The organism is Streptomyces sp. NPDC043738, from assembly GCF_056436545.1.
Genome location: NZ_JBWKCJ010000015.1, coordinates 68,079 through 88,289 on the forward strand (window position 1 = coordinate 68,079; position 20,211 = coordinate 88,289).

Below are 20,211 nucleotides of genomic sequence, written 5' to 3' on the forward strand. Positions count from 1 at the left end.
TGGGGGGCATGCCCGCCGTCATCGGGGGCATGCGACCGGTACCCCCCACGGGTGTGCACAGTTCGGCGGCCGCTCGCACCCCTCCTACAGCGGGCGGCCGCCGCACCCGCACCCTCCCGGGGGCGTACGGCCGCCCGCTCCACGGCCCTGCGTACGCCTCCTGGGGACGCCACTACGGACGGCCGTACGGATGCCCCGGCGCACCCGGTGAGGTGTGCCACACCGGCCCGTCGCCTGCCACCGGCGGGGGTCCGATAGCCTGGCGGCCGGTCTCTCGATACCAAGAGACCTTGAGAGGCCTAGATAAATGGGCAGGGACACCCACCGCCACCCATGGTGGTCTGGGGCTTGCCCCCAGAAAACGTCGCGCAGGAGATCGCCATGACCCGCACTCCCGTCAATGTCACCGTCACCGGCGCCGCCGGCCAGATCGGTTACGCACTCCTCTTCCGCATCGCTTCCGGTCATCTGCTCGGCGCGGACGTGCCGGTCAAGCTGCGCCTCCTGGAGATCCCGCAGGGTCTGAAGGCCGCCGAGGGCACCGCGATGGAGCTCGACGACTGCGCCTTCCCGCTGCTGCAGGGCATCGACATCTCGGACGACCCGAACGTCGCCTTCGACGGCGCGAACGTCGCCCTGCTCGTCGGCGCCCGCCCCCGCACCAAGGGCATGGAGCGCGGCGACCTGCTGGAGGCCAACGGCGGCATCTTCAAGCCGCAGGGCAAGGCCATCAACGACCACGCCGCGGACGACATCAAGGTCCTGGTCGTCGGCAACCCCGCCAACACCAACGCGCTGATCGCGCAGGCCGCCGCGCCGGACGTACCGCGTGAGCGCTTCACCGCGATGACCCGCCTGGACCACAACCGCGCCGTCTCCCAGCTCGCGCAGAAGACCGGCACCCCGGTCTCCGAGATCCGCCGGCTGACGATCTGGGGCAACCACTCGGCCACCCAGTACCCGGACATCTTCCACGCCTCGGTCGCCGGCAAGAACGCCGCCGAGACCGTCAACGACGAGAAGTGGCTGGCCGACACCTTCATCCCGACCGTCGCCAAGCGCGGTGCGGCGATCATCGAGGCCCGCGGCGCGTCCTCCGCGGCCTCCGCCGCCAACGCCGCCATCGACCACGTCCACACCTGGGTCAACGGCACCGCCGACGGCGACTGGACCTCGATGGGCATCCCCTCGGACGGCTCCTACGGCGTCCCGGAGGGCCTGATCTCCTCGTTCCCCGTCACCACCAAGGGCGGCACGTACGAGATCGTCCAGGGCCTGGAGATCAACGACTTCTCCCGCGCCCGCATCGACGCGTCGGTCAAGGAGCTCACGGAGGAGCGCGACGCGGTCCGCGCCCTCGGCCTGCTCTGAGTCACCGCCGCTGCCGCCCCGCGCGGGCGGCGCCGCAGCCACCACGAGCCCGCACGGTCCGCAAGGGCCGTGCGGGCTCGGCCGTTTCCGGCCTGCTGCGGGTGGGCCACGGCCGGTGCTACCCCGGGTGGGGATGGCGGCGGATCTCGACGTTGCAGTCGGTCGCCGCCGACCGGTCCCCGACGGCGTACGCCCCCGCCCGCTGCCGGGCCAGCGCCCCGCACACATCGCACCCGGCGACCGGGGCGGGATCGGGCGCCGTTGACGGTTCCATGAGGTGAACCGGGCGGTCCATACGGCCCATCAGCCCATCACCTGCAGCTGACGCCAGTACTCGCGCCGCCGCTGCCGCCGCTCGTACACGATCCGGTAGGAGCGTACGAGGGCCTGGTCCACAGCGGAGGGCGGCGGTACAGGCGGTACCTCGGCATGTCGTTGACACTCCGCGCAGGGAAGTAACAGCCGTAGCAGGGACTCGAAGAGCCGGATAACGTGGTGCATGTCGTCAATCTCTCTGGGTTGGAGACCACGCCCCCGGACGTCTGCCAACGTCGCGGGGGTTCTGCGTGTTCGGGCATGCGGGAGCACGCCGCGATTGTCAGTGCGGCCTCTTACTCTGGGTGTATTCATCGTTGCTCAGTGAGATCGCCGATCACAACGCTGGGCGCGTGACAATGACCAACTGTCACAAAGGGGGGCGGGGTCGATGGGACGACGCAACGGCATGGGAGGGACGGCCGGTACCACCGCGGCGGTGTTCGGCGAGGTGCTCAAACACCACCGGGAGGCGGCGCTCCTGACTCAGGACGCCTTGGCGCGCAAGATCCCTTGCGATCGCTCGCATGTGGCGCGGGTCGAGGCGGGCACGCGGGTGCCGCAAGAGGCCTTCGCCAGGGTCTGCGATGAACTGCTGGGTACGGGTGGAGTGTTGTTGCGGTTGTGGCGGCGGATCGACTGGTATCCGGAGGTGCAGCATCCGGACTGGTTCGAGCGGCGGGCTGAGCTGGACTCCGTGGCCGTCGCCCTGCGCGAGTACCAGGCCCAGGTCATGCCGGGCCTGTTGCAATGTGACGACTACGCACGAGCGTTGTTCGCCTCGATCGCGAGCGGCGACGAGGTTGAGAAGCTGGTCAGAGCGAGGCTGAGCCGCCAACAGCGCTTCTTGGACCCGGGTGGCCCGCTGTACGTCGCGGTGTTGGACGAGAGCTGTTTGCGTAACGTCGTGGGGGGCGCGGCCGTCATGCGTGGACAGTGCGCACATCTGCTGGAGGTTGGACAGCGGTCCAACATGCGCATTCAGGTCGCCCCGGCCGCCGTTTCCGGGCTCATCCGCCCCAAGACTTCCATGTCGCTGATCACGTTGCCCGACGGGGACCAGTGGGTCTATTCGGAGTCGCTCGACCGTGGTCATCTCAACGACGATCCAGCCGTCCACGCTCGTCACAGCCAGACCTATGATGTCCTCAGAGCGGACGCTCTGTCAGCTCCCGCATCTGCCGCTCTGATCGCCGAGGTGATGGAAGGTTACGGGAATGAACAGCCACGGGTTCAGCTCCGCGATATGGATCAAGAGCAGCTACAGCGACCGCGACGGCGGCAACTGCATCGAAGTGGCGCTGAACTGGGTGAAGAGCAGCTACAGCGGCGACAACGGCGGCAACTGCATCGAAATAGCCCCCGGTATCCCCGGCATCGTCCCGGTCCGCGACAGCAAGAACCCTGACGGGCCCGTTCTACACCTCCCGGTGGCAGGCTGGTCGGCCTTCCTCGCCGCCGTCAAAGACGGGGAGTTCCGCACGGGCCTCTGACCTGCCCGGCGACCACCTTCCGTTATCGCGCTGACACGGAGTGGTCCCCTGGCCTATGCTGCGGCTTCCGTGTTGCCACGGTCGGCGACTGGCGCCTCGTTCGCCAACTCCGCCTCCGTGGCAGTCCATTGGCGTTGCATGGGGGAGGCCGATGACCCGGACGAGTGTGCCCGTGCAGCCCGAAGGGCCCGACGACCACTCGCGGTTGGAGAAGAAGCCGCCCGAGCCGCCCGAGGCCGCGACCTACGCTCCGCCTCCTCCACTGCCCGTGACCCCGCCGGGTGCCAGCGATGCCACCCGGTTGCTGTGCGCCGGTGCGTACATGGACGAGCCGTTCCGGGACGCGGTGATCGACGAGCTGTACGTCCATGAGGAGCGGTTCGCCGCCCCCTCGATGGGCATCGACGCGGCCCGGGTGCTCGCCCACGCGCTGCGCGCCCGCCGGCTGGAGCTGGGCTGGGCCGCCGCGATCCTGGGCGTGTGGATCGTGGCCATCCCGATGTCGTCGGGTCTGGCGGTGCTCTACCTCTTCCCTGTCATCTTCATGGCGCTGTCGCGCCTCGTCCGCCGGGCGCCCGTCCCCGCGTGGCTGGCGCGCGGTCTCTCCTTCCTGCTGCGGTGGTACGGGCGTCTCCAACTGGTCTTCTTCATCGTGGCGTTGGTGATGGCGATCATCATCGGCGAGGCCCTGGGCGGCGCCTGGCGGATGCTGCCCGTCCGGCTGCTGACGAATCTGCTGCCGTTCGGCTCGTCCTCCTCCGACGAGCCGGACTTCGGCTGGTACGGGGACAGCGACTCGTACGGCGGCTCGTACGGCGGCTGGGAGTCCGCGGCCGGGTACGCCGACCCCAGCGGCGGCTCCGGCATGCTCCAGGTGTGGATCGCGCTGCTGCTGCCGCTGGTGCTGGCCACGCTGGTCGCCCTGCAGCGCGGGCAGTTCGCGCGGGCGCTGGCCCGGGAGCTGTCCAAGGAGCGCTTCCCCGATGTGATGTCCGATCCGGCGGAGCGGGCCGAGGGTCTGCGCTTCCGGCGGTTGCGGGAGCGGGTGCGGATCGAGCAGCACGGGCCGCTGGTGATGTATCGGGCCGCCAACCCGTTCTGTGGTGCCGGCTGGCCGTACAAGACGTGGTCGCTGTCGGTGGAGCTGAACCCGCGGCCGGACCGGAAGGTCGAGCCGCTGGACAACGCGGCCATCCTGCAGCGCATCGTGCCCCTGGTGGCGGCGCTGCGGGTGCCGTCCCCGCACGGTTCGCCCGAGGTGGCGGCCGCGGTGCGCGACCGGCTGCGCGCGATGGAGATCGACGAGTGCGTCTTCCTGCCGGCGGAGGGGCTGCCGACCCGTGCGGCGGCGCCGTACGCGCCGGAGGCGTTCGAGGAGCACCGGGCCGCGGCCGTCGAGGAGGGCGGGGAGACCCGGCGGCACTTCCTGCGCATCCGGGTCGGCGGCTGGAACGAGGGCATCGTCACCACGGTCTTCGTGCGGGTGCACACCCAGGGCGGGATGCTGATGCTGGAGGTCGCGCCGCATGTGCTGTGGCCGCTGCGGCAGCAGTTCCAGGACGCCGACCGGCTCGCCCACCAGTACCGGCACCACCACCACTTCGGCAAGGCGGTGTGGGCGCTGAGCCGTACGCCGCGCTCGGCGGGCTCGGCCGTGCTCACGCTGGTGCGCGGCCTGCTGTCGGCGTGGCGGCTGGCGACCGCGGGGCACGGCGCGGCGCTCCCCGAGGGCCCCGGTGCCGCCGTACGCGAGCTGGGCTCCTACGGGGAGTCCTCGCTCTTCCAGGACATGGACGTGGCCCGCTATCTGAAGACGATCCAGCAGCGGGTGGCGGCCGGGGTCACCACGGCGCTGAGCGAGGCCGGCTACCGGACCGACGAGTTCGAGCAGCGGATCGTGCATGTCGCCGAGGGCGGCGTGTACGTCGAGTCCGCCCAGGGCGCCGTCGGCATCGGCGACCACAACACGATCACCCACAACACCACCGAGCGGGGCTCCGCGGCGAAGGGAAGTGCCAAGCGTGGCAGCAACGGCTGACGAGCGCGGCAAGGGCGGCATCCACATCGGCAGCGTCCAGGGGGCGTTCGCCATCGGTGACCACAACACCGTCACCCACAACGAAGGCGTCGGCGGGCCCGCGGCGGACCCGGCGCAGCAGGAGCTGCTGCGCGCCGTCCGGGCCCTGCGCGACGATCTGTCCCGGGCGGTGGAGACCCCGCAGGTCACGGCGCTGAGCGGGGAGCTGGCCGACACCGAGACGGAGATCGCCGACACCGGGGCGGCCGGGCCGGGGCGGCTGGCCCGGCTGCGTGCGGCGCTCACGGACGCCAGTGCGGTGGTGGGGCTGCTGGCCTCGGGGGCCGCGGTCGGCCAGGCGGTCGCGGCCCTGGTGGGAGGCTGACGATGAAGGGCCGCGGCCCGGCCCGCTGGAACAGCGAGACCCAGAGCTGGGAGGACGGCACACCGCCGCCCGCCCCCTATACGGGACCGATGCCGCCCCGGCCGGACTTCGCGCCGTCGGCGGGGGCCGGGCCGACCGGGCCGTTACCGCACGGCGCCGGCGGGCCGCCTGCGGACGCTCCCGCTGGTCCGCATGCGGACGTCTCCGCCGGGCCGCCTGCGGATGCCTCCGCCGGTCCGGTGGCCGGGCCGGTGGCCGCCTCGGGGGCCGGCCCGGTGGTCGACCCGCTGGTCGTCCCCACGCCCGTGCCGCCGCCCGCCCCGGGGCCCATGGGCGGCGGGCGGCGGCGCCGTACCGCACTCATCGCCGGAGTGGCGGCGGCCGTGATCGCGGCGGGCGTCGGCGGCGGCTATCTCCTATGGGGACGCGGCGACGACCCGGCCGCCGCCCGCCCACCGGCCCGCACCAAGGCGTCCGTGCCCGAGGACCCCGCCACCGGCACCTCGGCGCCGCCCACCGACGACACCGGCCCCACCGCCTCCACAGATCCCACCGGCCCCTGGGGCACGGCGCCGCCGGACGGCTACCGCCTCGTCCACGACGACAAGGGCTTCACCACCGCGGTCCCGGACGGCTGGCGGCGCAGCGTCCGCGACACCGGCGTCTTCTACACGGCGCCGGACGACCGGGGACTGGTGCAGATCTTCGAGATCACCGAACCGGACACCGCCTCGGAGGCGGCGCTGCGGAAGGCCTCGGAGGGGCTGGCGCACAACCCCGGCTATGAGGAGATCAGCCTCGGGGCGTTCGACGGCCCGGCTCCCGGGACGGACGCCGCCCAGCTGGTCTACGCCTATGACAGCGAGCGGATCGGCGAACGGGTCAAGGTCGTCGACTGCGCCTTCACCGTCGACGACGGCCGTCAGTTCGCCGTCCTGGTCCTCGGCACCGAGGCGGACTGGCCGGAGCAGCAGCGCACCCAGAAGATCGCGCTGCGGGCCTTCGCCGCCACCCCCTGAACCACCGTCCGGGCTGCGCTACCCGGGCCCCCGGGGCTTTTCGGGGCTAGCCGGGCAGCTCCGTACGCTCCCACCACTCGTACACGGGCAGGGCGCCCTCGGCGGTGTCCTGCTGCCGGCTGGTGGCCCGGAAGTGCTCATAGCCGTTGCGGTAGGGGATCTTCAGCTCGTCCCCGGGCGGATCGATCGGCACGATCCGTTCGGGCAGCTCCTCGGGCCCGCCCACCAGCACTGCCTTCGCCGCTTTGTCAGCCATGCCTGCATTCTCGCCCCGGCATGTCACATCGGCCCGCCGCCGGTACGTCAATGGAGTGAGAAGGCAGCTACGAAGCAGGAGGCACCCGTCATGGCCCGCATTTCCCTCACCCCCCGGCGCACCCTCACCGTCCGGTTCGCGCAGTGGTACTCCCGGCGCGCCTACGGCAAGGTCATGGAGCCCGCCCTGGCCATGGGCCACCACCCCAGGATCCTGCGCTCCTACTTCTCCTTCGAGAACAAGGTGGCGCGCTGGAAGGCGCTGGACCCCGCGCTCAAGCACCTGGCGGAGCTGGTGTCGGCGGCGGCCATCGGCTGCTCGTGGTGCGTGGACTTCGGCTACTGGCAGGCCGACCGGCTGGGGCTGCCGCTGGAGAAGATCAGCAAGGTGCCCGCCTGGCGGGACCACCAGGAGTCCTTCACGGAGCTTGAGCGGATGGTCATGGAGTACACGGAGGCGATGACCGCGACGCCGCCGGCCGTGACCGACGAGCTGGCCGAGGGCCTGCGCGGGCGCCTGGGCGAGGCGGCGTTCGTGGAGCTGACCATGATGGTGGCCGTGGAGAACCTGCGCTCCCGCATGAACAGCGCCATGGGGCTGCACAGCCAGGGGTTCTCCGACAACTGCGCGATTCCGCTGACGCGGGGGGCGGGGCGGGGCTAAGGAGCCTCGCGGGGGAAGCCCTCGGTGGGGATGGTGAGGTCGACAATCGTCTTGGTGAGGTCGATCGGCAGTCCGTAGGCGAGCGTGGTGTCGATCCTGTACTCGCCGTCCTGGGGGTGGGTGAAGACGCGACAGCGACCGATGTAGGGGTCGGCGATCATGTAGACCGGGATTCCGGCCTCGGCGTAGATCGTCTTCTTCGGGCCGTAGTCGTTCGCCGCGGTGCCCCTGGAGATGACCTCGGCGACGAACTCGATGTCCTGGTGGCGCCACCGGCCCCGGTCCTTCTTCGCGTCGTCGGCCAGCTTGAGGACGTCCGGGCAGAAGCCGTTCTCCTTGCCGGGGAAGTCGATCCGCACGTCCGACATCACCGGGACGTCCATCCCGAAGCGGTCTTCCAGTGCCCGCACGATCCGGCGGATGGTCGTCCAATGGACGTCCCGCTGCGGCGTCATGAAGATGGCCCCCTCGACGATCTCGATCTTGTAGCCCTCGGGGAAGGCCTGCTCCAGCCACTCGAACAGCTCGTCCAAGCGCCGCTCGTTCTCAGTGGGCTCCGCCATCTCCATCCCGCCGGTCTCGATCGTCTCGGTCCGCTCAAGGCTGATGGTCATCGTGCCGCTCCTCCCCGCCGCCACGCCAGACGGGCAGCCGCACGGTTCAACGCTATGTATGTGCGGACGGTTACGGGCTGTAGCGGCATATGCCAACCGCCAGGTGTCAACCGTCAGGTGTGGGCGTTGTCCGGCCCCTCCAGCATGTCCTCGAACACCGCGATGTCGACGGTATCGGCCGGAGCGGGGGTCTTGGCGGGGACCGGGCGGTCGTAGTTGCTCAGCAGGATCGTGCCCGTCTCGTGGTCGATCTCGGTGGTGAGCTTGAGGGGGTAGGGCTTGCCCTTGACCGCGACGTAGAGGGTCTGGACGGCTCCGTCGAACTTCCTGATGACGGGCAGGACGCGGGTGCCCTCGTGGACGGTCGGGCGGCCCTTGGTGAGGGTGGAGGTGGTCGAGGGCGACGGGGTGTTCGTGGGCGGCTCGTCGGTGCCGGCGGCGGACTTCTGGAAGGCGGTGAGGTCGCAGGCGGCGGACAGGCTCTGCAGGAAGCCGTCGTCGGTGGTGCCGTGCAGGAAGGTGTCCTTGTACTTCGCGGCCGCCTCGGTGCCCTGGTCTCCGGGGAACTGGCTCTTCCAGAAGGCCGCGTCCGGCTTCATCCAGACCTGGTCGCCGCGCTTGATCATCTCCACCCGGCCGAGCGCGCCCTTGCTGATGGCGCCGGCGCAGTTGCCGGCCTGGTCCAGGGTGATGTCGAGCTTGGTCGGGCCGGCGGTGGTCAGGGTGCGCAGCCGCAGCGACTTCGCGGCGACCAGCTGGTCGAGCGCGTCGTCGGAGATCTGCTGGGCGGACTTGCCCGCGAGGTCGCCCTCGCCGTCGGGGTCGGCGGTCGCCGCCGCGGCGCCGGTGCACGCCGCTCCGGCGAGCAGGGCCGCGGTGCAGCTCAGGGCGGTGGTTGCGGTGACGGTACGGCGTCTGCAGGTCATCTCGGCACCTCCGGTCCGGAGGGGGCGTACGAGGGACATACCGCAGGGGCATCCGCGGGGACATACAGCTATTCAGGGTAGGTTCCAGGACATTCGTTCGCACTTTGAGTGAGTCGGCTCACTTTCCATGAATGTTTGGGCATAGGTGGGCCGCTTCCGGGGAGGGCTCCTTGTTGCTGGTGACGCCAGTGGTTGCACCAGTGGGAACAGATCGGTAACCGGAAGGCAGAACGACGTGTCGTCAATCGAGACCATTCACGTAGACGGGGTGTGGCTTCCCGCCGCATCCGGCGCCACGCGGGAGGTCCTCGACCCCGCCGACGCGACGACGCTCCAGCTGGTGTCCGAGGGCGGCGCCGACGACGCCGACGCGGCGGTCGCGGCCGCCCGGCGCGCCTTCGAGGGCGGCGCCGGCGCCTGGCCCCGCACGGCCGTCGCCGAGCGCTCCGCGCTGCTGCGCCGGGTCGCCGACCTGCTGCAGCGCGACCGCGAGGAGATCGCCCTCATCGAGAGCCGGGACACCGGCAAGACGCTGGAGGAGGGCCGGGTCGACGTCGACGACGTCACCAACGCGTTCCGGTACTTCGCCGACGTGGTGATGAACGAGAGCGGCGGGCGGGTCGTCGACGCCGGGTCGGCGGATGTGCACAGCGTCGTCGTGCACGAGCCGGTCGGCGTCTGTGCGCTGATCACGCCGTGGAACTACCCGCTGCTCCAGGCGAGTTGGAAGATCGCGCCGGCCCTCGCGGCCGGCAACACTTTTGTGATCAAGCCCAGCGAGGTCACTCCGCTGTCGACCGTGCACCTGATCAAGCTGCTGGTCGAGGCCGGGCTGCCGGCCGGTGTCGCCAACATCGTCACCGGCGCGGGCGTGCCGGTCGGCCAGCGGCTGGCCGAGCACCCGGACGTGGATCTGTTCTCCTTCACCGGCGGCCTCGCCAGCGGTACGAAGGCGGGCGCGGCGGCGGTCTCCGGCGCCAAGAAGATCGCGCTGGAGCTGGGCGGCAAGAACCCCAATGTGGTCTTCGCCGACGCCTGCGCCACCGAGGAGGGCTTCGACACCGCCGTCGACCAGGCGCTGAACGCCGCGTTCATCCACAGCGGGCAGGTCTGCTCGGCCGGTGCCCGGCTGATCATCGAGGAGTCGGTGCGCGACCGCTTCGTCGCCGAACTCGCCCGCCGCGCCGAGCGGATCAAGCTCGGCCGGGGCACCGAGGACGGCGTGGAGTGCGGTCCGCTGGTCTCCCAGCAGCAGTTGGAGAAGGTCGAGGCGTACGTCGCCTCCGCGCTGGCCGAGGGGGCGCAGCTGCGCTGCGGCGGCTCCCGGCCCAAGCCCTCGGACGTCCGCCCGGCCACCGGCTACTTCTACGCGCCGACCGTGCTGGACGGCTGCCACCGCGAGATGAAGGTGGTCCGCGAGGAGACCTTCGGCCCGATCCTGACGGTGGAGACCTTCACCACCGAGGACGAGGCCGTCGCGCTCGCCAACGACACCGAGTACGGCCTCGCGGGCGCCGTCTTCTCCGCCGACACCGCCCGCGCCCGCCGGGTCGCCGCCCGGCTGCGGCACGGCACGGTCTGGATCAACGACTACCACCCCTACCTCCCGCAGGCGGAGTGGGGCGGCTTCGGCAAGTCCGGCATCGGCCGGGAACTGGGCCCCACGGGTCTGGACGAGTACCGCGAGAGCAAGCACATTTACGAGAACCTGCGGCCGGCGCCGGTGCGGTGGTTCACGGGCTGACCCCAGGCCCGAGCACGCGACCCGCACCACGCACCTCGCAGTAAAGGAGTACCCCTCATGCCCGTGTACGACTATGTCGTCGTCGGAGGCGGCACCGCCGGCTCCGTCATCGCCTCCCGCCTCACCGAGGACCCCGCCGTCTCCGTCGCCGTCATCGAGGGCGGTCCCTCCGACATCGACCGCGAGGACGTACTGACGCTGCGCAAGTGGCTCGGCCTGCTCGGCGGTGAGCTGGACTACGAGTACACGACCACCGAGCAGCCGCGCGGCAACTCGCACATCCTGCACAGCCGCGCCAAGGTCCTCGGCGGCTGCTCCTCCCACAACACCCTGATCTCCTTCAAGCCGCTGCCGTCCGACTGGGACGAGTGGGAGGCGGCGGGCGCGGCCGGCTGGGGCGCCAAGGAGATGGACCCCTACTTCGGCAAGCTGCGCAACAACATCGTGCGGGTGGCGAAGAAGGACCAGAACCAGATCGCGACGGACTGGATCGAGGCCACCAAGACGGCGCTCGGCGTCCCCGAGGTCGTCGGCTTCAACGACAAGCCCTTCGACGAGGGCGTCGGCTTCTTCGACCTCTCCTACCACCCGGAGAACAACAAGCGGTCCTCGGCGTCCGTCGCCTACCTCCACCCGCACATGGAGGCCGGCGACCGCCCGAACCTCACGCTGATGCTGGAGACCTGGGCGCACAAGCTGGAGCTGGACGGTACGACCGCCAAGGGCGTCCACGTCCGCACCAAGGACGGCGAGGAGGTCTACGTCGAGGCCGCCCGCGAGGTGCTGGTGTGCGCCGGCGCGGTCGACACCCCGCGGCTGCTGATGCACTCCGGCATCGGCCCGAAGGAGGACCTCCAGGCGCTGGGCATCGACTGCGTGCTCGACCTGCCGGGCGTCGGTGAGAACCTCATCGACCACCCCGAGTCGGTGATCGTCTGGGAGACCGACGGGCCGATCCCGGGCAACTCCGCGATGGACTCCGACGCGGGCCTGTTCGTCAAGCGGGACCCGGAGCACAAGGGCCCGGACCTGATGTTCCACTTCTACCAGATCCCCTTCACCGACAACCCCGAGCGGCTGGGCTACGAGCGCCCCGAGCACGGCGTGTCGATGACCCCGAACATCCCCAAGTCCCGCTCCCGCGGCCGCCTCTACCTCACCTCCGCCGACCCCGAGGTCAAGCCGGCCCTGGACTTCAGGTACTTCGAGGACGAGGACGACTACGACGGGCGGACCCTCGTCGACGGCATCAAGCTGGCGCGCGAGATCGCCAAGGCCGAGCCGTTCGCCAAGTGGCTCAAGCGCGAGGTCTTCCCCGGTCCGGACGTGACGGACGACGAGGAGATCGGCGAGCTGGTGCGCAAGGCCGCACACACCGTCTACCACCCCGCCGGCACCTGCAAGATGGGTGCCCTTGACGACCGACTGGCCGTCGTCGACCCGCAGTTGAAGATCCGCGGGCTGGACGGCATCCGTATCGCCGATGCCTCGGTCTTCCCGACGATGCCGGCCGTCAACCCCATGCTGGGCGTGCTGATGGTGGGGGAGAAGTGCGCCGAACTGCTCCGTAAAGACCCGACCAAGGGAGGTGATGCGTGATGGCTACCACCTCCGCCGGCGCATCCGAGATACCCAACGCCCGCAAGGCCGCCGACACCGAGCAGGACGGCCGTGACGTCGTCTTCTCCGTCCGCAACCTCTGGAAGGTCTTCGGCCCCAAGGCCGACAAGATCCCCGGCGACTCCTCCGTCGCCGGCCTGAACGCCCAGGAACTGCGCGAGCGGACCGGCTGCACCGCCGCCGTCCGCGATGTCTCCTTCGACGTCCACAAGGGCGAGGCCTTCGTCGTGATGGGCCTGTCCGGCTCCGGCAAGTCCACCCTCGTGCGGTGCCTGACCCGGCTGATCGAGCCGACCAGCGGCAACCTCGAGATGGACGGCGAGGACGTGCGCGCCATGGACCGCGGCGCGCTGCGCGAACTGCGCCGCCGCCGCGCCGCCATGGTCTTCCAGCACTTCGGCCTGCTGCCGCACCGCTCCGTCGTCGACAACGTCGCCTACGGCCTGGAGATCCAGGGCGTAGGCAAGGCCGAGCGCCGCGAGAAGGCCGGCGAGATGGTCGACAAGGTGGGCCTGGCCGGTCTGGAGAAGCGCCGTCCGGGCCAGCTCTCCGGTGGCCAGCAGCAGCGCGTCGGCCTGGCCCGGGCGCTCGCCGTCGACCCCGAGGTGCTGCTGTTCGACGAGCCGTTCAGCGCGCTCGACCCGCTCATCCGCCGCGACATGCAGGAAGAGGTCGTCCGCCTGCACCGCGAGGAGGGCCGGACGATGGTCTTCATCACCCACGACCTCGCCGAGGCGCTGCGGGTCGGCGACCGGATCGCCCTGATGCGCGACGGCGAGATCGTCCAGCTCGGCACCCCCGAGGAGATCGTCGGCTCGCCGGCCGACGACTACGTCCGCGACTTCGTGCGGGACGTCCCGCGCGAGCAGGTGCTCACCGTCCGCCGCGCGATGCGTCCGGCCGAGGACGGCGAGAGCGACCAGGGGCCGGCGCTCGGCCCCGACACCCTGATCTCCGACGCCATCGAGGCGGTCGCCCGCTCCGGCGGCGCGGCCCGCGTCGTCGACGACGGCCGCTGCCTGGGCGTCGTCGACCACGCCTGCCTGCTCAACGTGGTCGCCCGGATCGAGGACCCGCGGCACGGCGAGGTGGCTGCCTGATGTACGCCGCGACCCCCCACGGCGGCGCCCTGCGCGCCGTCGGCTCCAGAGCTCCCGCGGCCTCCCCGCGGTCCCGTATGCGCGCCGCGCTGCTGCGCCAGTGGCGGGAGGCGCAGCGCGCCGCCGCCATGAACGTGCCGGTCGGCACCGTCAAGCGGGGGCGCGCATGAGCAGCGCTGCCCCCACCCCGGTTTCTGCCCGCGGCACCCTCGGCGTCGACACGCCCAAGGGCCCGGCCCAGTTCCTGCTGCAGCGCCGCGGCGTGGCCAAGCTGCTGCTGCTCGTCGTCGCCGCGGCCGTCCTCGTCCCGCTGCTGGCCGCCAAGTACGGCGCCGCCTGGCCGTCCTCGCTTACCGTCGACGTCTCCGGCCCGCTCGGCAGGACCAGCGACTGGATCATCGACAACCGCGACAGCCACTGGCTGTTCGTCTACTTCCTCGGCCACCTCTCCAACGCCGTGGTCATCTCCGTACGCGCCGTCTACCTGCTGCTGCTCGCGCTGGGCTGGACCGGTGTGACGGCCGGCGTCACGCTGATCGCCTGGCGGGTGGCCGGTGTCCGCATCGCCGCCGTGGCACTGCTGTCCTTCCTGGTCAGCGGCCTGCTGGGGATGTGGGTCCCGACCATGCAGACGCTCGCCCTGATGATCGTGGCGGTCGTCGTCTCGGTCGCCGTCGGCGCCCTGCTGGGTCTGGCCGCCGGTCTCTCCGAGCGCCTCTTCAAGATCCTGCGCCCGGTCCTGGACACCATGCAGGTCCTCCCGGCCTTCGCCTACCTGCTCCCCGTCGTGCTGGTCTTCGGCATCGGCGTACCGGCCGCGCTGCTGGCCACCGTCGTCTACGCGGCGCCGCCGATGGCCCGCCTGACCGCCCTCGGTCTGCGCGGCGCCGACCCCGGCGTGCTGGAGGCCGTCTCCTCCCTCGGCGCCACCGGACGGCAGCGGCTGCTGACCGCCCGCCTGCCGCTGGCCCGCAAGGAGCTCCTCCTCGGCGTCAACCAGACGATCATGATGGCGCTGTCCATGGTCGTGATCGCCTCGATGATCGGTGCCGCCGGTCTCGGTGACCGCGTCTACCAGGCCCTCGCCTCGGTCGACGTCGGTGCCGCGCTCGCCGCCGCCATCCCGATCGTGCTGCTGGCCATCGTCATGGACCGCACCACCGCCGCGGCCGGAGGGGGGTACCGCCCTGCTCGAACGAAGTTGAGAGCTTGGGGGAGTATCGGCGCGGCCGGCACCGCCGCCGGCCCGACGTGGCTGCGCGGCTGGCGGGCCTGGGCCGGGGTGGCCGCGGTCACCGCCGCGCTCGCCGCCGTCGGCCGGCTGACCGGCTCGCTGGTCTGGCCCGACGCCTGGGCGGTGAACATCGCCGCCCCCGTCAACGACTTCAAGGAGTGGATGGTCGACCACCTCTACTCCGGAGTCCCCGTCGTCGGCGGCACCGCCGACTGGGCCGCGCACTTCACCGACTGGGTCCTCAACCCGCTGCGCGACGGCCTGACCGCGCTGCCCTGGTACGGCACGCTGCTCATCGTCGCCGCGCTCGCCTGGCTCATCGGCACCTGGCGCACCGCCCTGACCGCCGTCCTGGCGATGGCCGCCATCGGCGTGCTGGGCGTGTGGAAGCCGTCCATGAACACCCTCTCCCAGGTGCTCGCCGCCCTGGTGGTGACCCTGGTGCTGGGCTTCGGCGTCGGCATCCTCACCGCGGGCAGCAAGCGCTTCGAGACGCTGCTGCGCCCGGTGCTGGACGTCATGCAGACCATGCCGCAGTTCGTGTACCTGATCCCCGTGGTGGCGCTGTTCGCCGTGGGCCGCGCCCCGGCCGCCGCCGCGGCGGTCGTCTACGCGCTGCCGGCCGTCATCCGCATCACCACCCAGGGCCTGCGCCAGGTGGACCCCGCGGCCGTGGAGTCCGCCCGCTCCCTGGGCGCCACCCGTTGGCAGATGCTGCGCCAGGTCCAGCTTCCGTTGGCCCGGCCGGCGCTGCTGCTGGCCGTCAACCAGGGCGTGGTGCTCGTCCTCGCCGTCGTCATCATCGGCGGCCTGGTCGGCGGCGGTGCCCTCGGGTACGACGTCGTCACCGGTCTGGCCACCGGAGACCTGGCCCTCGGCCTGGTCGCGGGTGTGGCGATCGTGTGCCTGGGCCTGATGCTCGACCGGGTCACCCAACCCACGGAACGCCGTACGACGGGGAAGGGAGCCTGACCATGTCCCGTAAGCGCACCACGATCGTCGGGACGGCCGCGCTGGCCGCCACGGCGGCCCTGTCCCTGTCCCTGTCGGCCTGCGGCAAGGCCGACATGACCAAGCAGTCCTCGCCGTTCGCCGCGGCCGAGGGTTCCAAGTCCGTCACGCTGTCCGTGCAGACCTGGGTCGGCGCCCAGGCCAATGTCGCGGTCGCCAAGTACCTGCTCGAACACGAGCTGGGCTACCACGTCGACACCGTCCAGGTGGACGAGATCCCCGCCTGGGACGCGCTGAGCCAGGGCCGGGTCGACGCGATCCTGGAGGACTGGGGCCACCCCGACCAGGAGCAGCGCTACGTCAAGGACAAGAAGACGATCACGGCGGGCGGCGGCAACGGCGTCACCGGCCACATCGGCTGGTACGTCCCCAAGTACTGGGCCGACGCGCACCCCGAGGTCACCAACTGGAAGAACCTCAACAAGTTCGCCGACCAGCTGCGCACCTCGGAGAGCGGCAACAAGGGCCAGCTGATGGACGGTTCACCGTCCTACGTCACCAACGACAAGGCGCTGGTGAAGAACCTGGACCTGAACTACGAGGTGGTCTTCGCCGGCTCCGAGGCGGCGCAGATCACCCAGATCCAGCAGTTCGCCAAGGAGAAGAAGCCGTTCCTGACGTACTGGTACGAGCCGCAGTGGCTCTTCAACCAGGTGCCGATGGTGGAGGTCAAGCTCCCCAAGTACACCGACGCCTGCGCGGAGAAGGGCGCCAAGGACCCGCAGTCCATCGACTGCGCGTACCCCACGACCCCGCTCCAGAAGTACTTCAACACCGACTTCGCCAAGAGCGGCACCAGCGCCGCGGCGTTCTTGAAGAACTTCAAGTGGACCAAGGACGCCCAGAACGAGGTGTCCGAATCGATCGCCTCAAAGGGCCTGTCGGCCGATGAGGCGGCCAAGCGCTGGGTGATCAAGCACCCGGACGTCTGGAAGGCCTGGCTGCCCAAGAAGTAGCCGGCACGGGTTCATCTCCGACGCGGGCGGTCGCACGGTGTGCGGCCGCCCGCGCGGGCGTTCGGGCCCGCCGACCCTGGTCGCCCACCGGCCCCGGCGTGGCGGCATAGTAGAGCCCAGTCCGACGCGGGACATGAACACATCACGGCGTGGCGCCTCCGCGGCGCCGCCACGTATCGGGGGGACTCGCTCCATGCCATCCATCCGCCGCTCCACCGTCGCGGCCGCCGCACTGGCCGCGCTGCTCGCGGTCACCGCCACCGCCTGCGGCCCCGGCGACGACAAGGCCGCCGGGCCCGGCGGTTCGGCCGCCGCCGACCACAAGGAACAGGGCGACGGGGGCCTCAAGCTCCCCAAGGGCGTGCCGACCAGCATCGACGAGCTGAAGAAGTGGCAGGACGGCGGCTGGAAGAACTGGGACAAGTGGGCCCGCGAGGCACAGGACTTCGCCAACCCGATCATCAAGGACCACTGGAAGAACGACCGGCTGGCGAAGGCGAAGGCCGCCCCCGAGATCGGCGTCAAGGCCACCGGCGCGGGCAGCGAGTTCGACGCCACCGACCCCGAGCCGCGGCCCGTGGACGCCATCGAGGTCGGTCGCCCGTACCACCAGAACATGGCCCCGGTCGGGAAGATCTTCTTCGACAGCCCCAAGGGCCCGATGGTCTGCTCCGGCACGGTCATCCAGGACCCGGCACACCCGGGCAAGTCCAACCTCGTGTGGACCGCCGGGCACTGCGTGCACTCCGGCAAGCGCGGCGGCTGGATGCGCAACATCGTCTTCGTGCCGTCGTACAACGACAACGGCGCGCCGATGAACCAGGTCGGCTCCCTGCCCGCGCAGCAGGTCACGCCCTACGGCCGGTTCTGGGCGGACTGGATCACCACCTCCGGTGAGTGGATCAACATGGGCAGCGAGGAGAGCGGCAACGGCGGCTCCGCGTACGACTTCGCGGTGCTGCACGTCAAGCCGGAGAACGGCGGCGGCAAGTCCCTCCAGGAGACCGTGGGCATCGCCATCCCGGTCTGGTTCAACGCCCCCTCCGCCGCGGGTGTCAACTTCGTGCGGGCCGTCGGCTACCCGGCGGCACCGCCGTACGACGGTGCGCAGATGATGGCCTGCCAGGGCCGCCCGGGGCGCCTCGTCATGGAGCAGGGCACGCCGGCCATGGACCGCATCGGCTGCACCATGACCGGGGGCACCTCGGGCGGCGGCTGGTTCGCCGAGCGCGGCGGCAAGCTGGCCCTGGTGTCCAACAGCTCCATCAGCTCCAACGCCCACACCTGGCTGGCCGGCCCGCACCTGGGACCGGAGGCCAAGCGGGTCTTCGACGGCATCAGCCGGAAGTTCGCGAACCAGTAGCGGCCGCTTTCCGCGGCTCCGGCGGCAGCGCCCGGCACAGCGCCTCCAGGTCGCCGGGGAAGGCGCTGTCGGCCGGGGTCGCATAGCCGACGACCAGGCCGTGGCGGGACGGCATCGTGGCGGCCGGGTGGCGGTAGTCCGACAGCACGTCCAGGGCCAGGCCCTGGAAGCGGGCGGCGCGCAGCGCGGCGCGCTCGTCGGCCTCGGTGGAGCCGGCGGGCAGCTGGAGCACGGCGTGCAGGCCGGCGGCGATGCCGGTGACGCCGAGGTGCGGGGCCTGGCGGGTCACCGCGTCGACGAGCCGGTCGCGGCGCCGGCGGTAGCGCTGGCGCATCCGGCGGATGTGCCGGTCGTAGGCGCCGTGGGCGAGCAGCTCCGCGAGGGTCAGCTGATCGGTGACGCCCGCCCAGGCCTCGCGTTCCCCCTTGGCCGCGAGGACGGCGTCGACCAGGCGGCCGGGGAGCGCCATCCAGCCCAGCCGCACCGCCGGCGACAGGCTCTTGCTGACCGAGCCGATGTGCACGACGCGTTCCGGGTCCAGCCCCTGCAGGGCGCCGACCGGCTTGCGGTCGTAGCGGAACTCGCCGTCGTAGTCGTCCTCCAGGACGTAACCACCGGTCGCCCGCGCCCAGTTGACGGCCGCGGCTCGCCGATCGGGGTGCAGCGGTACCCCCGTCGGAAACTGGTGCGCGGGAGTCAGCAGCACCGCGCCCACGTCGTCCAGGGCGCCCAACCGCTCGGTGTCGGCGCCGTGTTCGTCGAGGGGCAGGGGGCGGGTGTCCACCCCCGCGGCCGTCAGCAGCTGCCGGTGGAAGGGCAGGCCGTAGGACTCCACGGCCAGCGGACCGGGGAGCACGGCGGGGAAGAGCAGCCGCAGGGCGTGCGCGAAGCCGGAGCAGATCACGATGCGCTCGGGGTCGGTGCGCACCCCGCGGGTGCGGGCCAGGTAGTCGGTGAGCGCGCGGCGCAGCTCGATGCGGCCGCGGGGGTCGCCGGGCCCGAAGGCGTCGTTGGGGGCGGCGGTCAGCGCGCGACGGGCGGCCCCCAGCCAGGCGGTGCGGGGGAAGGACGCGGCGTCCGGCTGCCCCTGGAGGAGGTTGTGCACGGGGCGGGCCACCGGGGCGCTACGGGCCGGGGCACGGGTGGGCGTCAGCGGTTCGGCGCGCTCGGCGACGCGGGTGCCGGAGCCCTGGCGGGCGCTGAGCCAGCCCTCGGCCACCAGCTCGGCGTAGGTGTCGGCGACGGTGTTGCGGGCGATGCCGAGGTCGGCGGCGAGGGAGCGGTAGGGCGGCAGCCGGGTGCCGGGGGCCAGCCGCCCGGACCGTACGGCCTCGCGCAGCGCGCGCAGGAGCACGGCGCGCCGGCTGCCCGGTCCGCTCAGCTCCAGATGCAGATCGCCGCCCAGGATCTCGGCTGGATTGACCCATGATTCCGGCATGGAAATGCACCCTACAGCCGGTCGCCGAAGCACATAGGTTTCTAGGCATGACGAACGAGACGAAGTACTCCCACAGCGACAACGACCTGAACGACGCGGCGCCCCGCAGCCCCCGGGTGGACTTCGCCAAGGCCGCCCCCAAGGCCTTCAAGGCCCTCATCGGCTTCGACGCCGCCGCCCGCGAGGGCCTGGACCACTCCCTGGTCGAGCTGGTCCAGATCCGCTCCTCGCAGCTCAACAAGTGCGCGTACTGCCTGCACATGCACACCACCGACGCCCGCAAGGCGGGCGAGAGCGAGGAGCGGCTGCACATGGTCGCCGTCTGGCAGGAGGCGGCGCACTTCTTCACCGCGAAGGAGCGGGCGGCGCTGGCCCTGACCGAGGCGGTGACCCTGGTCGCCCAGGGCGGCGTACCGGACGAGGTCTACGAGCGGGCCGCCCGGCACTTCGAGGCCGACGAACTGGCCCGGCTGCTCGCGCTGATCTTCACGATCAACACCTGGAACCGGATCGCCATCAGCACGGGCAAGGTGCCGGGGACGGACGAGCGGTGAGGCCGGGGGCGGGGCGGGGGCGGGGCGCACGGGCGACGAGGTGCCCCGGCCTGGTGCCCGCGCCCCGGCCCGGTGCCCGCGCCCCAGCCTCGTGCCCGCGCTCCGGCCCGGTGCCCGCGCCCCGGCCTGGTG

At 71.5% G+C, this 20,211-nt stretch carries 20 protein-coding genes and 1 pseudogene; 15 read left to right on the forward strand and 6 right to left on the reverse strand.

The features are described 5' to 3' along the window. The first annotated feature begins 381 nt into the window (after positions 1 to 381). A complete protein-coding gene (locus AC0680_RS20525; RefSeq protein ID WP_478630651.1) occupies positions 382 to 1,371 on the forward strand; it encodes a malate dehydrogenase in 990 nt (329 codons plus the stop codon). Between the two features lie 118 nt (positions 1,372 to 1,489). Here the strand turns inward: AC0680_RS20525 and AC0680_RS20530 are convergent, their stop codons facing one another. Next, the gene (locus tag AC0680_RS20530) at positions 1,490 to 1,645 is read right to left on the reverse strand and encodes a hypothetical protein (protein WP_478630653.1); all 156 of its coding nucleotides are present in this window, start codon (positions 1,643 to 1,645) and stop codon (positions 1,490 to 1,492) included. Positions 1,646 to 1,674: 29 nt separating this feature from the next. Next, the gene (locus tag AC0680_RS20535; RefSeq protein WP_478630656.1) at positions 1,675 to 1,872 is read right to left on the reverse strand and encodes a hypothetical protein; all 198 of its coding nucleotides are present in this window, start codon (positions 1,870 to 1,872) and stop codon (positions 1,675 to 1,677) included. Positions 1,873 to 2,095: 223 nt separating this feature from the next. Here AC0680_RS20535 and AC0680_RS20540 point away from each other — a divergent pair. The 5 genes and pseudogenes from AC0680_RS20540 to AC0680_RS20560 form a co-directional block, all read left to right on the forward strand. Continuing rightward, a pseudogene (locus tag AC0680_RS20540) lies at positions 2,096 to 2,824 on the forward strand (helix-turn-helix domain-containing protein); the annotation flags it as partial. A 79-nt stretch (positions 2,825 to 2,903) separates the two neighbouring features. Further along, positions 2,904 to 3,179: a DUF397 domain-containing protein gene (locus tag AC0680_RS20545; protein ID WP_478630657.1), complete on the forward strand. Its 276-nt coding sequence runs from the start codon at positions 2,904 to 2,906 to the stop codon at positions 3,177 to 3,179. 151 nt (positions 3,180 to 3,330) lie between these two features. Beyond that, the gene (locus tag AC0680_RS20550; RefSeq protein WP_478630659.1) at positions 3,331 to 5,217 is read left to right on the forward strand and encodes a hypothetical protein; all 1,887 of its coding nucleotides are present in this window, start codon (positions 3,331 to 3,333) and stop codon (positions 5,215 to 5,217) included. After that, on the forward strand, positions 5,192 to 5,581 hold the full coding sequence (locus tag AC0680_RS20555; protein ID WP_478630660.1) for a hypothetical protein: 390 nt from the start codon (positions 5,192 to 5,194) through the stop codon (positions 5,579 to 5,581). The genes AC0680_RS20550 and AC0680_RS20555 overlap by 26 nt, the downstream gene beginning before the upstream one ends. Positions 5,582 to 5,583: 2 nt before the next feature. Then, positions 5,584 to 6,600 (forward strand): hypothetical protein, encoded by a 1,017-nt coding sequence (locus AC0680_RS20560; RefSeq protein ID WP_478630662.1) that lies wholly within the window; start codon positions 5,584 to 5,586, stop codon positions 6,598 to 6,600. A gap of 46 nt (positions 6,601 to 6,646) precedes the next feature. Here the strand turns inward: AC0680_RS20560 and AC0680_RS20565 are convergent, their stop codons facing one another. Then, positions 6,647 to 6,856 (reverse strand): DUF5988 family protein, encoded by a 210-nt coding sequence (locus tag AC0680_RS20565; RefSeq protein ID WP_478630664.1) that lies wholly within the window; start codon positions 6,854 to 6,856, stop codon positions 6,647 to 6,649. A 90-nt stretch (positions 6,857 to 6,946) separates the two neighbouring features. On the opposite strand from AC0680_RS20565, the gene AC0680_RS20570 reads away from it, so the two are divergent. Then, positions 6,947 to 7,519 carry a carboxymuconolactone decarboxylase family protein gene (locus tag AC0680_RS20570; RefSeq protein WP_478630666.1) on the forward strand — a complete coding sequence of 191 codons (573 nt, stop codon included), beginning with the start codon at positions 6,947 to 6,949 and terminating at the stop codon, positions 7,517 to 7,519. On the opposite strand, the gene AC0680_RS20575 is transcribed toward AC0680_RS20570, so the two are convergent. Together AC0680_RS20575 and AC0680_RS20580 are read right to left on the reverse strand one after the other, a co-directional pair. Continuing rightward, positions 7,516 to 8,133 (reverse strand): Uma2 family endonuclease, encoded by a 618-nt coding sequence (locus AC0680_RS20575; RefSeq protein ID WP_478630668.1) that lies wholly within the window; start codon positions 8,131 to 8,133, stop codon positions 7,516 to 7,518. The genes AC0680_RS20570 and AC0680_RS20575 overlap by 4 nt on opposite strands. Before the next feature lie 113 nt (positions 8,134 to 8,246). Further along, entirely contained in the window at positions 8,247 to 9,059 is an 813-nt protein-coding gene (locus tag AC0680_RS20580; RefSeq protein WP_478630670.1) for a hypothetical protein, read from the reverse strand. A 235-nt stretch (positions 9,060 to 9,294) separates the two neighbouring features. Here AC0680_RS20580 and AC0680_RS20585 point away from each other — a divergent pair, with 235 nt between their 5' ends. The 7 genes from AC0680_RS20585 (at position 9,295) to AC0680_RS20615 (ending at position 18,087) form a co-directional block, all read left to right on the forward strand. Next, positions 9,295 to 10,803: an aldehyde dehydrogenase family protein gene (locus tag AC0680_RS20585; protein ID WP_478630671.1), complete on the forward strand. Its 1,509-nt coding sequence runs from the start codon at positions 9,295 to 9,297 to the stop codon at positions 10,801 to 10,803. A gap of 57 nt (positions 10,804 to 10,860) precedes the next feature. Next, positions 10,861 to 12,402 carry a GMC family oxidoreductase gene (locus tag AC0680_RS20590; RefSeq protein WP_478630673.1) on the forward strand — a complete coding sequence of 514 codons (1,542 nt, stop codon included), beginning with the start codon at positions 10,861 to 10,863 and terminating at the stop codon, positions 12,400 to 12,402. After that, positions 12,402 to 13,523 (forward strand): quaternary amine ABC transporter ATP-binding protein, encoded by a 1,122-nt coding sequence (locus tag AC0680_RS20595; RefSeq protein ID WP_478630675.1) that lies wholly within the window; start codon positions 12,402 to 12,404, stop codon positions 13,521 to 13,523. The genes AC0680_RS20590 and AC0680_RS20595 overlap by 1 nt, the downstream gene beginning before the upstream one ends. Continuing rightward, positions 13,523 to 13,693, forward strand: a complete 171-nt coding sequence (locus AC0680_RS20600) for a hypothetical protein (protein ID WP_393497257.1) — start codon at positions 13,523 to 13,525, stop codon at positions 13,691 to 13,693. The genes AC0680_RS20595 and AC0680_RS20600 overlap by 1 nt, the downstream gene beginning before the upstream one ends. Next, the gene (locus tag AC0680_RS20605; RefSeq protein ID WP_478630679.1) at positions 13,690 to 15,729 is read left to right on the forward strand and encodes an ABC transporter permease; all 2,040 of its coding nucleotides are present in this window, start codon (positions 13,690 to 13,692) and stop codon (positions 15,727 to 15,729) included. The genes AC0680_RS20600 and AC0680_RS20605 overlap by 4 nt, the downstream gene beginning before the upstream one ends. Positions 15,730 to 15,731: 2 nt before the next feature. Then, the gene (locus AC0680_RS20610; RefSeq protein WP_478630681.1) at positions 15,732 to 16,724 is read left to right on the forward strand and encodes an ABC transporter substrate-binding protein; all 993 of its coding nucleotides are present in this window, start codon (positions 15,732 to 15,734) and stop codon (positions 16,722 to 16,724) included. A gap of 193 nt (positions 16,725 to 16,917) precedes the next feature. Further along, the gene (locus AC0680_RS20615) at positions 16,918 to 18,087 is read left to right on the forward strand and encodes a trypsin-like serine peptidase (RefSeq protein ID WP_478630683.1); all 1,170 of its coding nucleotides are present in this window, start codon (positions 16,918 to 16,920) and stop codon (positions 18,085 to 18,087) included. Here the strand turns inward: AC0680_RS20615 and pdxR are convergent. Continuing rightward, positions 18,062 to 19,525, reverse strand: a complete 1,464-nt coding sequence (gene pdxR / locus AC0680_RS20620; protein WP_478630685.1) for a MocR-like pyridoxine biosynthesis transcription factor PdxR — start codon at positions 19,523 to 19,525, stop codon at positions 18,062 to 18,064. The genes AC0680_RS20615 and pdxR overlap by 26 nt on opposite strands. A 47-nt stretch (positions 19,526 to 19,572) precedes the next feature. On the opposite strand from pdxR, the gene AC0680_RS20625 reads away from it, so the two are divergent. Then, positions 19,573 to 20,079, forward strand: a complete 507-nt coding sequence (locus AC0680_RS20625; protein ID WP_478630687.1) for a carboxymuconolactone decarboxylase family protein — start codon at positions 19,573 to 19,575, stop codon at positions 20,077 to 20,079. The last annotated feature ends 132 nt before the right edge of the window (positions 20,080 to 20,211 follow it).

Bases quoted from the DNA above. Each gene is read 5' to 3' on its own strand.
- AC0680_RS20605 (WP_478630679.1), top strand. From the start codon at position 13,690: ATGAGCAGCGCTGCCCCCACCCCGGTTTCTGCCCGCGGCACCCTCGGC.
- AC0680_RS20570 (WP_478630666.1), top strand. From the start codon at position 6,947: ATGGCCCGCATTTCCCTCACCCCCCGGCGCACCCTCACCGTCCGGTTC.
- AC0680_RS20625 (WP_478630687.1), top strand. From the start codon at position 19,573: ATGACGAACGAGACGAAGTACTCCCACAGCGACAACGACCTGAACGAC.
- AC0680_RS20535 (WP_478630656.1), bottom strand. From the start codon at position 1,872: ATGCACCACGTTATCCGGCTCTTCGAGTCCCTGCTACGGCTGTTACTT.
- AC0680_RS20525 (WP_478630651.1), top strand. From the start codon at position 382: ATGACCCGCACTCCCGTCAATGTCACCGTCACCGGCGCCGCCGGCCAG.
- AC0680_RS20600 (WP_393497257.1), top strand. From the start codon at position 13,523: ATGTACGCCGCGACCCCCCACGGCGGCGCCCTGCGCGCCGTCGGCTCC.
- AC0680_RS20565 (WP_478630664.1), bottom strand. From the start codon at position 6,856: ATGGCTGACAAAGCGGCGAAGGCAGTGCTGGTGGGCGGGCCCGAGGAG.
- pdxR (WP_478630685.1), bottom strand. From the start codon at position 19,525: ATGCCGGAATCATGGGTCAATCCAGCCGAGATCCTGGGCGGCGATCTG.
- AC0680_RS20550 (WP_478630659.1), top strand. From the start codon at position 3,331: ATGACCCGGACGAGTGTGCCCGTGCAGCCCGAAGGGCCCGACGACCAC.
- AC0680_RS20610 (WP_478630681.1), top strand. From the start codon at position 15,732: ATGTCCCGTAAGCGCACCACGATCGTCGGGACGGCCGCGCTGGCCGCC.
- AC0680_RS20560 (WP_478630662.1), top strand. From the start codon at position 5,584: ATGAAGGGCCGCGGCCCGGCCCGCTGGAACAGCGAGACCCAGAGCTGG.
- AC0680_RS20545 (WP_478630657.1), top strand. From the start codon at position 2,904: ATGAACAGCCACGGGTTCAGCTCCGCGATATGGATCAAGAGCAGCTAC.
- AC0680_RS20595 (WP_478630675.1), top strand. From the start codon at position 12,402: ATGGCTACCACCTCCGCCGGCGCATCCGAGATACCCAACGCCCGCAAG.
- AC0680_RS20580 (WP_478630670.1), bottom strand. From the start codon at position 9,059: ATGACCTGCAGACGCCGTACCGTCACCGCAACCACCGCCCTGAGCTGC.
- AC0680_RS20615 (WP_478630683.1), top strand. From the start codon at position 16,918: ATGCCATCCATCCGCCGCTCCACCGTCGCGGCCGCCGCACTGGCCGCG.
- AC0680_RS20530 (WP_478630653.1), bottom strand. From the start codon at position 1,645: ATGGAACCGTCAACGGCGCCCGATCCCGCCCCGGTCGCCGGGTGCGAT.
- AC0680_RS20575 (WP_478630668.1), bottom strand. From the start codon at position 8,133: ATGACCATCAGCCTTGAGCGGACCGAGACGATCGAGACCGGCGGGATG.
- AC0680_RS20590 (WP_478630673.1), top strand. From the start codon at position 10,861: ATGCCCGTGTACGACTATGTCGTCGTCGGAGGCGGCACCGCCGGCTCC.